This is a genomic window from Hymenobacter armeniacus (assembly GCF_014699055.1).
Lineage (GTDB): Bacteria > Bacteroidota > Bacteroidia > Cytophagales > Hymenobacteraceae > Hymenobacter > Hymenobacter armeniacus.
Genome location: NZ_JACXAC010000001.1, coordinates 905,091 through 920,075, shown reverse-complemented (window position 1 = coordinate 920,075; position 14,985 = coordinate 905,091). Strand labels below are relative to the sequence as shown.

Genomic DNA, 14,985 nt, shown 5'->3' with positions numbered 1-14,985 from the left:
TTTATGTGCTTTAAATTTGTCTATTTACGGCCTGAAAGTGTTAAAGTAACAAAACATTAAAACTTCTTAGCAGCATATAATTTCTGTTTTTCTAGAGCATCTGTTGCAGCCCTGTAACATGAGATACTAATTTACTGCATGATAAACTTTACAACAATAGGCATCATATTATCTAGGCTTATATAAAAAGTATTTATAAGTATAAAATTTCTTCATTTTTTAAACTTTTTTGTACTGCATCCATCATATTGTAATTTGCCTTTGCTTGGACTAAGCGATACATGATGAAACCGGTTGTAAACGACTCAACGAAGTCTCTTTGCAGAAAAGCAAGTGAAGGAGCATAAACGAGAAACCAACCACTTAAAACCCGTCTGCATTCCGCTGAAGGAAAAAATACTCAATTGAATCAATCTCTTATGCCTTCTTTGCGCGTTACGGCTTTTTAAAACACAATGATGCTTCAGGAATAGATGTATATACTGTAGCTGTGTTTCAAAACTTTGGTCGGCAAATGAATCTGAAGCAAAAGCCCTTACTTATGACAGCAGGTCGGCTCATCATCCACTTAGATAACTAGTTTCAAAGAGCCGCGAATCTGGTTGTATTTTCAAACCTGAAGTAACATCTAATTCATAACCATTGAATAACTCTTGACTTATTTTTCTACACACTAGCCAAGTCAGCAAACAAATCTAAAATTGTCTTATAATTTATATTATGTTAAGTTATGAGTCATAAAAATTCGGGCAATCACTTAACCAATGAAAAAGCCCGACTGCATTCGCAGCCGGGCTCCCCCACTATAAGTCCTTGTGTTTACTTTTTAAGCGACTGAAGCTTAGCATTTAGGCGCTCAGAATCCGCAGTGCGACCAAGACGGAAATACACTTTTTGCAACGAAGCAAGAGTGTTGCGGTCGTCAGGCTGTAACTGCAACGCCTTCTCAAAATAAGGCACCGAAGCTTCAAAATACTTTTTGCCTTCTGACTCCAGTTTCTTGCCACTAACCTGATACGCCTTCAGGTCCATCTTGCTGGCTTTGGTATACGCATCGGCAGCTTTGTTATAATTGTAGACACCTAGGTTAAACTGAGCATCAAAGTTGTTGGGGTCAAGCTCGACCGCTTTGCGATAATCCGCCAGCGCTAAGTCCGACTTCTTCTGCTGGTCATACATTGACCCACGCACAGCATACAGGTTCGAATTGGACGGGTCGGCAGCAATGGCTTTCGAGATTTTATCCAACGCTTCCGGTCCCTTGCCCGACGCAAGCGAAAGATTTAGGTCCTCGAGCATGAACGTCTTGTTGTTCGGGTAGGCTGCCAAGGCTTGCTGCAGCACTTTGGCTGCCTCGACATCGTCCTTTTGCTGTTTGGCCATTTGCAACAAGCGCGTGTACAAGGTGGCCGACTTGTAGTTCATGCCGAGCAGTTGGTTATAGCTCGCCTTGGCTCCGGCATAGTCCTGCTTGGCTTCGTAGGCATACGCTGAATACAATACGGCGGTGGTATCCTGCGGCTTGAGCTGCGAAGCTAGTTTATAGCTGGCAATGGCTTTGTCGTAGTCTTTGGCGTTGTAGCTGTTCACCGCATCGTTGAAGGCGAACCCGTAGAGGTTGTCCATCTTGGCGACAGCCTGCTTACCAAACTCACCGGTCTTCGAGTCCAACTCAATCGTCTTGTTATACGATTCAACGGCTTTTTGCAGGCCCTCGCCAGGCTGCAGCTGCTTGCCATAAATCGGGCTTTCAAGCATACCTTGGTAGATTTCACCGCGCGTGTACCAGGTTTTAGCCTTGCCACTCGTTTTTTCGTTCGCAATAGCTTTATCGATTTCCACGCGAGCCTTGTCGAGCAATCCGGAACGCTGATTGAGAATCGCATTGGTCACGGCCGAAGTTTGCGCGGAAACAACAACCGGCAAGCCTGCCGACAGCGAAGCACCAATCGCGAAGGTCAAAAAAGTCTTCTTCATAAATGTTGGGAATGTGCCCTTCGTGGTGCCGGTGTAGCCTGTGCTATGATAGCTGCCACCACAAACGGAGCGGAAAAAGGAAAAAGGTAAGTGAGTGATAAGCCAGCAACGCAGCCGAAACGAACGGAACTGGCCTTGAGTTCGCCAAAAATAAAGGAGGCGGCCCAAATGGACCGCCTCGCTCCTATTCAGCAATTATGCCAAATCGGCTTCTTCTGCCGAATCATCATCCGAATCGTCGGAATCGTCGTCTTCTTCCTCGTCCAGTTCGTCGTCATCCAGCTCATCGGCATCGTCTGCCTCCGGGCCCAAAACACCAACGCTGGCCTGCGTGCCGTCAGCGCCTACTGCGCCCTCGGCACCCACCAGCAAGGCAGCGCTGGTGGCCTCTTCGTCTTTCTCTTCTGCTTCTACTTTGGCCACGGAAGAAATTTCGTCGTTGGCGCTAATCTTGATGAGACGAACGCCTTGAGTGGCCCGACCAATGGTGCGCAAGTCGCTCATACGGAGGCGAATGGTGATGCCCGATTTGTTAATAATCATCAGGTCGTCGCCATCATTCACGTCTTTGATAGCCACCAGGTTGCCCGTCTTTTCGGTAAGCTTCATGGCACGCACGCCCTTGCCGCCGCGCTTGGTCACGCGGTACTCTTCGAGCTGGCTGCGCTTGCCAAAGCCGTTTTCGCTCACCACCAGCAGTTCCTGCGTGGGGTCGGCCACACACACCATGCCCACCACGCGGTTGCCGGGCACGTCTTCGAGGCGAATGCCCCGCACGCCAGCTGCCGAACGGCCCATGGAACGAGCTTCGCTTTCGTTGAAGCGCACCGCGCGCCCCGTCCGCGAAGCCAGAATCACCTCCGCGTTGGGCGTGAGCAATTGCACGTCCAGAATCCGGTCGCCTTCGTTGATGGTGATGGCGTTGATGCCCGCCGTGCGCGGACGCGAATACGCTTCCAACGGGGTCTTCTTCACGGTGCCCTGCTCCGTGCAGAACATCAGGAAAGTGTTTTCGAGGTAATCGGGGTCTTTAAGGCCGCGCACGTTGAGCACCGAGCGAACCTTGTCTTCACGCGGAATCTCGATGAGGTTCTGAATGGGCAGCCCCTTGGTAGCCTTCCCTCCTTCCGGCACTTCGTATACTTTCAGCCAGAACACGCGGCCGAGCTCGGTGAAGAACAGCAGGTACTCGTGCGTGGTGGCCACGAAGAGGTGCTCGGTGAAGTCGTCCTTCTTCGAGATGGCACCGCGCGAGCCGGCCCCTCCCCGGCCCTGGGCCCGGTACTCGTCCAAGTTGGTGCGCTTGATGTAGCCTTCGCGGCTGATGGTGATGACCATCGATTCGTCGGCAATCATGTCCTCCGTCGAGAAGTCGCCGCCCTGGTAGTTGATTTCTGTGCGGCGGGCGTCGCCGTACCGCTCGCGAATGTCTTCCAGTTCGGTTTTGATGATGCCGCGCTGCAACACATCTGACTCCAGTACCGACTTCAGGTAGTCGATGAGCTTCATCAGCTCGTTGTATTCGGCCACAATCTTGTCGCGCTCCAAGCCGGTGAGACGCTGCAGACGCATGTCGAGAATAGCGCGGGCCTGCACTTCGCTCAGCGCGAAACGCTCGATGAGCTGGCCGCGGGCCACTTCTGGGTCGCGCGAGCCGCGGATGAGGGCAATTACCTCATCCAAATGGTCGAGCGCAATGAGCAGGCCTTCCAGAATGTGGGCGCGCTTTTGGGCTTCGGCCAACTCGTACTTGGTGCGGCGAATGATAATTTCGGCGCGGTGCTCCACGAAGTAGTGGATGAGCTGCTGCAGGTTCAGCGTCATAGGGCGGCCCTTTACCAGGCACACGTTGTTGACACCGAAGGAGCTCTGCAATTGCGTGTATTTGAACAGATTGTTCAGCACCACGCTGGGCATGGCGTCACGTTTGAGGTCGTAGACGATGCGCATGCCGTCGCGGTCCGACTCGTCACGCATGTCCGATATGCCCTCAATCTTTTTGTCATTGATGAGCGCCGCGGTTTTTTCTATCATCGACGCCTTGTTCACCATATAGGGAATTTCGGTGACGACGATTTGCTCTTTGCCTGTTTTAGTGGTTTCGAAGGTGGCTTTGGCACGCATCACCACGCGGCCCCGGCCGGTTTCGAACGCCTGCTTCACGCCCTCGTAACCGTAAATAATGCCACCGGTGGGGAAGTCCGGCGCCGTGACGTATTGCATCAGCTCGGCCACGGTGATATCCGGGTTGTCGAGGTAGGCAATGATGCCGTTCACCACTTCCGTGAGGTTGTGGGGGGCCATGTTGGTGGCCATGCCCACGGCAATGCCCGAAGTGCCGTTCACCAGCAGGTTCGGGAATTTGGCGGGCAGCACGCTGGGCTCTTCCAGCGAGTCGTCGAAGTTGGGCTGGAAATCGACGGTGTCTTTGTCGAGGTCGCCCAGCATTTCGTCGGCGATGCGCTTGAGGCGGGCCTCGGTGTAGCGCATGGCGGCCGGCGAGTCGCCGTCGACGGAGCCAAAGTTGCCCTGGCCGTCCACGAGCGGGTAGCGCAGGCTCCAGTCCTGGGCCATGCGCACCATGGTGTCGTACACGGAAGTATCGCCGTGCGGGTGGTACTTACCGAGCACCTCGCCCACGATACGGGCCGATTTTTTGTAGGATTTGTTGTAGCCCACGCCCAGCTCGCTCATGCCGTAAAGCACGCGCCGGTGCACGGGCTTCAGGCCATCGCGCACGTCGGGCAGGGCCCGGGAGATGATAACCGACATCGAATAGTCGATGTAGGCGCCCCGCATCTCGTCTTCGATGTTAATCGGAATGATTTTTTCGCCTTCCGCCATTGAGGGGGTTGATAGGCGACCAAGTAAATACCCTTAAAAGGGACTTTTTAGCCGCAGGGTGAATGGTTCTTTATACGCACGCGAAGATACGACAAAAAGGCCACAACGACAAGCGCTGTGGCCTTTTTTGGGACATTGAGTAGGACTATTTCAACGTCTTGCTCTTGTCCTGCGGGTTCTTCCCGGCTTTGGGATTGTAAGTCTTGATTTTTTGCCCAATGGCTGGGTTCTGCATCTTCCAGAAGGGTTGCCCGTGGTACTTCACGCCGCTGTGCAGGTGCACCTTGCGGGTGTGGCAGGACTCGATGGGGCACGTGCGGCAGCCCACGGCCAACAGCAGCAACAAAGACGAAAACAAACGGAGCAGCAACTTCATGGCGCAAAGGTAGCAGTTGTGGCGAGCGACGGCCCCCGAACAATCAGGCCGCGCCGGACTCATCAGGCTTGTCCGTCCCATTCGGCCAAAAATTGGGCCACGAAGCCTTCCATGTAGGCGTGGCGCTGCTCCGCCACGGCTTTGCCGGCAGCGGTGTGCATGCGGTCTTTGAGGTGCAGCAGCTTTTCATAGAAGTGGTTGAGCGTCGGCGCGGTGTTTTGCTGGTAGCTGGCAAAGCTGTCGTGCGCCACGGGAGCCACGGCGGGGTCGTGCAGGGCGCGGCCTTTGTGGCCGCCGTACGCAAACGCCCGGGCAATGCCCACGGCGCCGATGGCATCGAGCCGGTCGGCGTCCTGCACCAGCGCCGCCTCAACCGACGAAACCGGCGTGGCCACTCCCAGCCCTTTGAAAGACACTTCCCGAATGATGGTTTCGACGCGCGCAATCAGCGCTTCGGCAGCGCCCTGGGTTTGCAGCCACTCCCGGGCGGCGCGCGGCCCGGCTTCGTAGTCGCCGCCGTGGAATTTCCAGTCGGCGATGTCGTGCAGCAACGCGGCGAGTTCCGTGACTTCGGCATCGGCTGCCGGCGACTCCTGGGCCAAGTGGCGCGCCATCAGCCAGACGCGGCGAATGTGTGCCCAGTCGTGGCCACTGCCTTCGCCGGTAAATTTCTCCTCCACGAACGCGGCGGTTTTCGTAATTAAATCCACTAGAAAAATCAATCAGGGTAAGCGCGGCTGCGCTTCGGCGCGCAAGCCGCGTGCCGCGTAAGACGGCCTGGCAAAAGTACTGGAACAGCCTTGCCCGCGCTTCTCCCCGCTCCTGCCCCATCGAAAAACCAGACCGCAGCGCCGTCGCCTGCTTACTTCGCGCCAAGAAACCCTCTCTGCTATGACCCCACTCATCCGAAAGCTCCTGGCCGTGGCTTTCTTCCTGCCCTTGGGCGCATTGCCCGAACAAGCCAACGCCCAAACGCCACAACCGGCCCCAGCCGACACCACCCACAAGTACGAAAACCCCGGCGGCGTTTCGCAGGGCAAAAAGCCCTTCCTCAAAAGCAAGGGCTTTCGGGCGGCCATTGTGCCAGCAGTGCTCATTGGCTATGGCGCGAGCACCATCAACGGCCACGGCCTCTACAGCTCCTACGATGCCCACAATGACATCCGCCGCGTGTTTGGCAGCTACCGCACCCACGTCGACGACTACCTGCAATGGGCGCCTTATCTCGAAATTGGGGGCGTACTGCTGGCTGGCGTCGACTCCCGCGACGACCGGGTGAACCTGGCGCTTATTGTACTCAAAAGCGAGGCCATCATGCTGTCTACCGTGTACGTGATAAAAACCCTCACCGCAATAGAACGCCCCGACCAATCCAACAACCTGTCATTTCCGTCGGGGCACACGGCGCAGGCGTTTCTGGCGGCCAGCATCGTGCACACCGAGTTTCGCGACAAAAGCCAGTGGTACGGCATCGGCGCCTACACCATAGCCACAAGTGTGGCCGCCCTGCGCATGATAAACGACAAGCACTGGCAGAGCGACGTGGTGGCCGGCGCCGGTGTAGGCATCCTTTCGGCCCACCTGGCCTACCTCTCCCACCGCAACCGTTGGGGCCGCAAGCCCATAGGGCGCGACGTAAGCGCCATGCCCCTCTGGAGCCCCTCGGGCGGCATGGGCATGAGCGTGACGTGGCGCCCAAAATAAAGCCTTTCACAGCAGCGAAAAAGCCCGGCAAACGCTCTTCCAGATGAAGATGTTTGCCGGGCTTTTACCTGTGAGCCGCCTGTCGGACTCGAACCAACGACCCTCTGATTACAAGTCAGAAGCTCTACCAACTGAGCTAAGGCGGCTGTTTGGTGGCACAAAAGTACGCCGGGTGCCACACTTATGCCAGCCAAAACCCGACTATTTCCCAAAAAAAGGCCCGCCGAAATTTTCGGCGGGCCTTTCTGATTTTCTGGGGTGTGATACGCGCCTTAGCTGCGAATCATTTTCAGTTGCTTTTTGAGGGCCTCGATGCGCTTCTGGCCTTCGGCGATGCGGCCCTGGTACTCCTCGCGGAGCTGGTTCGCATTTTTCGAGCGAGCGAAGAAATCGAGGTTGGTTTGCAGGGTGGCCGCATCGTTTTCCAGCTCGTTGATTTCCTTGCGCAGGGCCATTTCCTTACGGGTGAGCTGCTGCTGCGCGTGCGGACGGGCTTTGAGGCGGGCCACTTCGGTTTGGAACAACAGGTTGGTGCGGTCGTCGTAGCTCAGGCCGGGCACGTGGTCGAGGTACTTGCCCAGCAGGCTGAGCAGTTGCTCCTCGCTGCGGTCGGCGGTGCCGCGAGTGGGCTGCTCGTCGGTGGGGTCAAACTCAGTAGCCCAGCCGGCCAGAATTTCGCGGAATCCTTCCAGCGAACCAGGGCTGTCGGCCGTGAGGGCATTCACCTGCTCGGCAATCTTATCGAGATGGGCCGATTGCTCCACCGAAGCCTGCTGCACTTTCTCTTCCCGCTGGCGGGCTTCCTGCTTGGGACGCTCAAACACGGCGTCGCAGGCGGCGCGGAAGCGGTGCCAGAGCTTGTCGGCCAGCTTGTCGGGCACGCGGCCCACTTCCTTCCACTCCTTCTGCACCCGAATGATAACCTGGCGGGCCGCGTCGTGGTCGGGGTTATTCTGGGCTTCTTCGGCCTGGTCGATAAGCGCCTGCTTGGCTTTCACGTTGGCCGATTTCTCATTGTCCAGCGACTTAAAGAATTCGTTTTTGCGGTTGAAAAACGCCTTGTAGGCGGCCCAGTACTGCTTGTTCAACGCATCGGCTTGGGCGCGCGGCACGAGGCCGGCGGCCTCCCACTCGGCTTTGATTTCCTGCAACTCGTCGGTTTTCGAACGCCACAGGTTCACCCGGTCGGTTTCGAAGGTGGCGAAAGGGAGCACACGCTCCAGCAGGGCTTGCTTCACCACCAAGTTGGCTTTCTCCTGGGTGGAGCGCTGGTCCACAAACTCCTTGCGGCGCTGGTGGAGCACATCGGAGGCGGCAATGAAGCGCTGCCACAACGGCTCGCGCTGGTCGTTGGGCACCGGGCCGATGTTCTTCCAGTCTTCGTGCAGTTTGGTCAGCTCATCCAGCGCCTTGTTGATGCCGGGCGCCTGGGCCAGGGCCTCGGCGCGCTTAATGAGGGCTTCTTTGGCCTCTAGATTACGGCGGCGGTCGAGGTCCTTCATCTGCAGGAACTGGCCCTGCTTGCTGTAGTAGATGTCGAGCAAACCGTGGTAGGTGTCCCAGATGCTCTGGCTGTCGGACTGCGGCACGGCACCAGTGGCCTTCCACTCGGCCTGCAGGGCCTTCAGCTTGGCCGAGCTGTCCTTGGTTTCGGCCGCTTCTACCAAGCCGCGCAGCTGGTCGAGCAGCTGGCGCTTCTTGATGAGGTTGTCGGCGCGGCTGGCGTCTTCAGCTTTAGCGTCTTTCGCGCGGTTTTCGCGGAATTCCTGCAAGGCCTTATTTAGCTCCTGGTGGCCTTCGGGCTGCTGGAAGGCGAAAGCTTCGGCGCCTTCGCCACCTTCGGCAAACTTCTGACGGGCGGCACTGCGGGCCAAGCCCACATTAGCTTCGTACTGGCGCGTGAGGTCCTGAATCTGCTTGCGGTGCCGGCGGGCATCGGGCCGCCGAATCAGGTCAACCAGATAAGCCGCCTGCGCCGGCAGGTCGAGGGAAGTGAAATCGGGCACTGCCAGTTCGGTGGCTTCCGGCTCCGCACTGTCGGCGCTGCCGGCTTCGCCCGTGGGCTCCTGGCCCGCGTCGATGGCAGCCACGTCGGCCGGAGCAGCGTTCAACGGGGTTTCTTCCGACGTCGGGAGATGTGCCACGCCCTCGGAAGCGTTTTCCAAGTCTTCGGCTGCGTGCAGGGCCACGGTGGGCGCCGGGGCAGTGTCTTCTACCGTCGCCGCGTCACCGGTGCCGCTGAGGCTGGTTTCGGGGTCGGCTATGGGCGCCGGCTTGGCGCTGGCAATCTGCTCCTGGGCAGGCAGCGCTTCGGGCGAAGGCGTGACGGCTGGCTCTTCCGCCGGCACGGCCATTTCGGCACCGTAGTGGGCTACGGCACGTGCCTGCGGGGCCGACATGTCGTGGCCATCCGTCGTCACCGAATCGGGCACGTGGGCGGCGGTTTCGGCGGCGGCAGCGGCTTCGGGGGTACCGGGGGCCGGGGCACTAGCAGGCGCGGGGGCCGCCGGCGCATCAGGCGCGGGTTCGGCGGTGCCGGCACCGGCGGGCTCGCTCTCGGGCAGGGCGGGCGAGCCCTGCGCGGGAAGCTCGGTCTGGCTCGCGCCAGATGCGGGGGTTTCCGTACCGGCAGCGCGGCCCTGAATCTCGGCCAGGCGGCGTTGCAAAATGGTCATCCGGTCTTCCGCCGACGCATCGGCGCCGCCGGCTTGCGGGGCAGTGGGGTTTTCTTCAGCAGCCATAGAACTTCGTAAAAGCCAGCCTCACCGTGGAGGCCAGAGCAGCGCGCAAAAAAAGAGTGGAATAAAACAAATTTAGGGCCTCAGCAACCCATTAGTTCAGGCGAGGGTCGACGGGATAGTTGGACAGCACCTTGTAGCGGCCGCCTTTTTCCCGCAAAATGTCTCGCCAAAAGGCATCAGATGCCAAAGTAAACACTTTCCCGGCGCTTGCGGGGTGCCGTATCCAACTATCGCCCTGCATTTCGGCGGCCAACTGGCCCGCCGACCAGCCCGAATACCCCGCGAACAGGCGCACCTCGTCGCCGGATACCACGCCGCTGCCCAGCAGGCCCAGCAGCAGCTCAAAGTCGCCGCTCCAGTACACGTCCTGCCCCAGGTCCACGGCCCCGGGCAGGTCGGCGCGCCGGTGCAGGTAGTGCAGCGTATTGGGCTCGACGGGGCCGCCCACGTAGATGGGCAAGGCGCCCGCGGCCGCGGCCACTTCCGCAGGCAGGTCGAGCACATCGCCCAGGGTCAGGTTGGTCTGGCGGTTGAGGACAAGGCCGAACGTGCCTTCTGCGGGCTCGTCGCGGCAGAGCAGCACCACGCTGCGCTCAAAGTTGGGGTCGCCCAGAAAGGGCTGAGAGATGAGGAGGGTACCGGGACGCATATTTAGTTCGGAAGAGAAGGTGGAGTTGCGGGCCACTGCTGGCTCATTGTACCGCCAAGGGCGATGAGGCCGAAAGCGGCGCGGCGGCGCGCCAGCCTTTGGAGTCGGTCGTAACTTGCACCGCCTTGCTCCGGCCACGTGGGTAAGGTAAGACTGAAGCCTGGCCAAAAATGTTCCTTTTTGGCTTGTACGTAACGCCCACGGCAGCTGTCCAATCCGGAACGGCTTAGCATAGAAAACGCCATGATTGACCCACAGTTAGCAGACCTGCGCAAAACCTACGCGCAACGCACCTTGTCCGAAGCCGATGTGCTGCCCGATGCGGTGGCCCAATTTCGGGTGTGGCTCGACGAGGCCCTGGCGGCGCAGGTAGACGAGCCCACGGCGCTGACGCTAAGCACCGTGGGGGCCACCGGACAGCCCTCCTCGCGGGTGGTGCTGCTGAAAGGTCTGCCCGATAACGCCGGCTTTTTGTTTTACACCAATTACGACTCGCGCAAGGGCCAGGAGTTGGAAACCCATCCTCTGGCGGCCATCAACTTTTTCTGGCCCGGGTTGGAGCGACAGGTGCGCGTGGAAGGCCGCATCGAAAAGGCGCCCGAGGCGCTGTCGACCGAATATTTTCAGAGCCGCCCGCGCAGCAGCCAGGTGGGCGCCTGGGCGTCGCCCCAAAGCCAGTTCATTGGCAGCCGCGAAGAGCTGGAAGCTCGCGAAGCCGAGGTGGCCGACCGGTTTCATGACCAGGACCCGCTGCCGCGCCCCCCGCACTGGGGCGGCTACATTCTGCGCCCCCAGCGCATCGAGTTCTGGCAAGGCCGCCCGAGCCGTCTGCACGACCGCATCGTGTACGAGCTGGCCGGTGGCAGCTGGCAGCGCAGCCGCTTGGCCCCGTAAATCAAGCAGCCAATGGAACTTGAGGACTTTGCCCCGCACCTGTCCTCCACCTTCTTTTTCATGCCTCACTGCATCCCCTTGGCCGAAATTCAACCCCTGCGCGGCTGGCGCTACAACCCAACGCTGAGCGCCCACATCGATGACTTTGTTTCGCCGCTGTTCGACGTGGTGTCGCCAAAGCAGCGCGAGGCCTTGTACCGCAACCCGCTGAACTCGATTCACCTCTCGGTGCCGCGCGGCGACGATGCCGCCGCCGCCGCGGCGCAGCGCCTGCAGGAATGGAAAACCACGGGCGTGCTGCGGCAAGACCAGCTGCCGGGTATTTATGCCTACTATCAATATTTCCGGCTGCCGGGCAGCACGCGGGAGTATTGCCGCAAAGGCTTCATGTGCCACATTCGGGCTTACGACTGGGACGAGGGCGTGGTGCTGCGGCACGAGAACACGCTGCCGGCCTCGGTGAACGACCGGGCCGAGCTGCTGGCCCGCACCGAGTTTCAAACCAGCGCCACGCACGGCCTGTACCGCGACGACGACTTCGAACTGGAAAGTTACCTGGACGAAGCCATGCGCTCGCCGCTCTACGAAACCGAAGAAGACTACCAGGGCGCGCGCGACGTGCTGGCCGTGATTCAGGACGCAGCCATCATCCGGCGCTTTCAGCAGGTGCTGGCCAGCCGGCAAGTCATTCTGGCCGATGGGCACCACCGCTACGAGGGTTCCCTGGCCTATCGGCAGGCCCGCGAGCTGGCCGCGGGCGGCGAAGCCACCGGCCGCGAGCCCTGGAACTACCACCTGATGTACCTCACCAACGCGGCGGCCGATGACCTGCGCATTCTGCCCACGCACCGGCTGCTGCTGGAAGTGCCCACGGGCCAACGCATGGCAGCCCTGCTGCCCCAGCTGGAGCAGTTCTTCGTGGTGACGCCCAAAGAAGACGCCAACGACCTGCCCGAAATCATCGCCGGCAAGCCATGGGCCTTTGGGCTCTACACCGGCGGGCAGGCCTACAAGCTCCGCCTGAAGCCCGAGGCCCACGCCCAGCTGAGCTGGCCGACCACCGACGAGGTGAAAGCCCTCGACTTGACGGTGCTTCATTATTTTGTTTTCGAGCGGGTGTTGGGCATTGTGGGGGCCGATGCCCAGCGGGCGTGGCCGGGCGTGGCCTACGTGCGCAGCTTTGCCGAGTGCCTGCAGCGCGTGGACCGCGGCGAAGCCCAGGCGGCGTTCATTGTGAACGAGGTGAGCATGGCCGAGGTGGAAGCCGTATGCCACTCCGGCGCCGTGATGCCGCCTAAATCGACGTTTTTTTACCCCAAAACCCTCGGCGGCTTCCTGTTCAGCAGCATCGCCGACGACGAAGCCGGCAACGAGTTTACCGACTACTTCCACATCCCGCTCCTGCCTTCGTGAAACTGATACTAGCGTCCAACTCGCCCCGCCGCCGCCAACTCCTCACCGACCTGGGCCTGCCCTACGCAGTGCGGCTGGTGGACGTAGACGAGGACTTCCCGCCGCACCTTCGGCGCGCCCAAGTGGCCGAATACCTGGCCGCCCGCAAAGCCTCGGCCTATGTGGCCGGCCTGGCGCCCGACGAAGTGGTGCTCACCGCCGATACCATTGTGTGCCTCGATGACGACGTGCTGAACAAGCCCGCCGACGTAGCCGAGGCCACAGCCATGCTCACCCGGCTGCAGGGGCGCGCCCACGACGTGTTCACGGGCGTGTGCCTGCGCTGCGGCGACGGCCGCGAAACCGTGTTTTCGGACCAGACCACGGTGCACTTTCGCCCGCTGAGCCCGGCCGAAATTGCCCACTACATCGCCACTGCCCGGCCCTTCGACAAAGCCGGGGCCTACGGCGCGCAAGACTGGATAGGCATGGTGGGCGTGACGCGCCTCGAGGGCTCGTATTTCAACGTGATGGGCCTGCCCGTGCACCGCGTGTGGGCGGAGCTGCAAGCGCTGGGCGCACTGCCCACGCTGCAGCCCGCCCACCATTAATCCTGCCGCCGCATGCGCCTGATTCTGCTGGTGGCCGCGCTGGGAGCCTTGGGCGTAAGTGTCCTGCTGGCGCTGGTATTTAGCTTTGGCGCACAGGCGGCAGTGGCGCATCTCGGGCAAGTCGCCTATTTTGAGTATTACCCCGATGGGCCTCAGTTCCTTGCCCTGCCGGCTGCGCAAGGTGAACTGGCATTGCTCCGAGGAGGTATCTGGGCCGTGGCAGGCGGTAGCGCGCTAGTCAGCGTGGCCTTGCTTCGGATGGATGCGTTTCGGGAAGAGTTTCGCCTTTTGGGCCAGGAAATGGCTCAGGTGCGACTCGTGTTGAAACGCACTCTGGTTAGACTGACGAAGCGTGAAAGGGCACTGGGCGCAGCGGTGCTGGTGAGCTTGCTGGCCCTGCAGCTGGGCTGGCTGCTGACCGACTCGCTGAGCCCCGACGAGTTGGTTTCCTACGATGCCTTTGTGCACCAAGGGCCTGTGGCCATCACCAGCTTCTACCCCATCCCCAACAACCACGTGCTGTACAACCTGCTGTGCTGGCCGCTGAAGCTGCTGCTGCCGGGCCAAGTGCGGCTCATTATGCGGCTGCCTTCGTTGCTCGCCGCTACGGCGGGCATGGGCCTGGGCTACCTGCTGCTCACGCATTTTCGCGGGTTTCGGGTGGCCACGCTGGCCACGGCTCTGTTTGGGCTCAGCACCGTCAGCCTCACCTATGCGGCGTCGGGGCGGGGCTATTTTCTGCAGCTCACCGGCCTGCTGGCGGCATTTTTTGCGGTGTTCTGCCTGGTCACTCATCGCCCTTGCCGGCGGCTGGCTTGGGCAACATTTATACTGAGCTGCACCGCTGGCTTATACGCCGTGCCCACGTTTGCCGTGCCGCTGCTGGCGCTGGCGGCCGGGTTGCTGGTAGCAGGCGCGCGTTCCGGTGCTTCGCGCCAGACCTTGCTTGCGCAGACCGTTGCAGCACTCGCGGCCATTGGCCTGCTCACGGCGCTGCTCTACTACCCGGTGGGCTGCATTTCGGGTTGGCAGCGGTTGTTGGCAAACCGCTACCTGGAGGCGCACTCACTGGCGGACTTCCTAGCTTCCGGCAAGGCCTACCTGTATGAGACGGCGGGGCTGCTGTACGGGCCACCCCGCGGCGCGTTGCTGTTGTGGGCGGCAGTGGCAGTGGGTACGCCTGCACTCCTGGCCCGGCCCGGCGTCGGGCCCGACACCCGTTGGCTGGCGGGTCTGTGCTGGGCCTTGCTCGTGCTGCCTGCACCCGTCATGCTGGCCAGGCAGTTTTACATCCCGGCCCGCGTCTTGCTGTTCACCACTTACTTTCTGTACGTGCTGCTGGCCCTGGCCGCCGATTGGGCCTGGCGGCACCAGTCGCCTCGCGGGCTCAGGCCGGTGGTTGGTGGGTTGCTGCTTGGGATTTTTGTGGTGAAGTTTGCGGCAATCAGGTCCCAAGTGCCGGTATTGCTCCGCAGCCGGACCCAGACGCAAAAAGTCACGCGGGCGTACAACTGGCTCAGTCATCAGCCGGCCGGGCCGGTATTTGTGGGTGCGTCTTATCACGGCCTGTTGTTCTACCACCTGAGCTTGCTAGCCCACCGCCCCCTGCCCCTGCAGTATGCGCCCACCGGCCCCGTGCGCTACGTGGTGTGGGGCAAAGAGCAGGCGGCCACCCGGCCCGCGTGGGCCAGCAACCTGCCATTGCAGCCTGGATACGCAGACGAGATGGTCATTATTTATCGCCTGCCAGCTGCAATTCAAGTTCCGCGCCCCGTGCGCGCGCACCTCCCCAACTAA

11 protein-coding genes and 1 tRNA gene are annotated in these 14,985 nt (G+C 60.3%); 5 read left to right on the top strand and 7 right to left on the bottom strand.

Features of this window, described 5'->3' with window-relative positions; all coding sequences use genetic code 11:
- Positions 1-819 precede the first annotated feature (819 nt).
- From IC234_RS04045 to IC234_RS04030, 4 genes are all read right to left on the bottom strand, one after another.
- Positions 820-1,977 carry a tetratricopeptide repeat protein gene (locus IC234_RS04045; protein ID WP_190922534.1) on the bottom strand — a complete coding sequence of 386 codons (1,158 nt, stop codon included), beginning with the start codon at positions 1,975-1,977 and terminating at the stop codon, positions 820-822.
- A gap of 195 nt (positions 1,978-2,172) precedes the next feature.
- Complete coding sequence (gene gyrA / locus IC234_RS04040; protein WP_190922533.1) at positions 2,173-4,821, bottom strand: DNA gyrase subunit A; 2,649 nt, start codon at positions 4,819-4,821, stop codon at positions 2,173-2,175.
- A gap of 145 nt (positions 4,822-4,966) precedes the next feature.
- Positions 4,967-5,197 (bottom strand): hypothetical protein, encoded by a 231-nt coding sequence (locus tag IC234_RS04035; RefSeq protein ID WP_190922532.1) that lies wholly within the window; start codon positions 5,195-5,197, stop codon positions 4,967-4,969.
- A gap of 62 nt (positions 5,198-5,259) precedes the next feature.
- Positions 5,260-5,907, bottom strand: coding sequence for an HD domain-containing protein (locus tag IC234_RS04030; protein WP_317173321.1), 648 nt, complete (start codon positions 5,905-5,907; stop codon positions 5,260-5,262).
- A 181-nt stretch (positions 5,908-6,088) separates the two neighbouring features.
- On the opposite strand from IC234_RS04030, the gene IC234_RS04025 reads away from it, so the two are divergent.
- Positions 6,089-6,901 (top strand): phosphatase PAP2 family protein, encoded by an 813-nt coding sequence (locus IC234_RS04025; protein ID WP_190922531.1) that lies wholly within the window; start codon positions 6,089-6,091, stop codon positions 6,899-6,901.
- 73 nt (positions 6,902-6,974) lie between these two features.
- Here IC234_RS04025 and IC234_RS04020 read toward each other — a convergent pair.
- The 3 genes from IC234_RS04020 to IC234_RS04010 all read right to left on the bottom strand — a co-directional run bounded on the left by IC234_RS04020 (position 6,975) and on the right by IC234_RS04010 (position 10,291).
- A tRNA-Thr gene (locus IC234_RS04020) sits at positions 6,975-7,047 on the bottom strand.
- Between the two features lie 126 nt (positions 7,048-7,173).
- On the bottom strand, positions 7,174-9,642 hold the full coding sequence (locus IC234_RS04015) for a DUF349 domain-containing protein (protein WP_190922530.1): 2,469 nt from the start codon (positions 9,640-9,642) through the stop codon (positions 7,174-7,176).
- 91 nt (positions 9,643-9,733) lie between these two features.
- Positions 9,734-10,291: a YqgE/AlgH family protein gene (locus IC234_RS04010; RefSeq protein WP_190922529.1), complete on the bottom strand. Its 558-nt coding sequence runs from the start codon at positions 10,289-10,291 to the stop codon at positions 9,734-9,736.
- Between the two features lie 243 nt (positions 10,292-10,534).
- Here IC234_RS04010 and pdxH point away from each other — a divergent pair, with 243 nt between their 5' ends.
- Genes pdxH through IC234_RS03990 form a run of 4 tightly spaced genes read left to right on the top strand, consistent with a single transcriptional unit; the run spans position 10,535 to position 14,985 of the window.
- Positions 10,535-11,185: a pyridoxamine 5'-phosphate oxidase gene (gene pdxH, locus IC234_RS04005; protein ID WP_190922528.1), complete on the top strand. Its 651-nt coding sequence runs from the start codon at positions 10,535-10,537 to the stop codon at positions 11,183-11,185.
- 60 nt (positions 11,186-11,245) lie between these two features.
- Positions 11,246-12,598 carry a DUF1015 domain-containing protein gene (locus IC234_RS04000; RefSeq protein WP_317173320.1) on the top strand — a complete coding sequence of 451 codons (1,353 nt, stop codon included), beginning with the start codon at positions 11,246-11,248 and terminating at the stop codon, positions 12,596-12,598.
- Entirely contained in the window at positions 12,595-13,188 is a 594-nt protein-coding gene (locus IC234_RS03995) for a Maf family protein (RefSeq protein ID WP_190922527.1), read from the top strand. Before IC234_RS04000 ends, IC234_RS03995 begins: the two co-directional genes overlap by 4 nt.
- A 12-nt stretch (positions 13,189-13,200) precedes the next feature.
- Positions 13,201-14,985, top strand: coding sequence for a hypothetical protein (locus tag IC234_RS03990; RefSeq protein ID WP_190922526.1), 1,785 nt, complete (start codon positions 13,201-13,203; stop codon positions 14,983-14,985).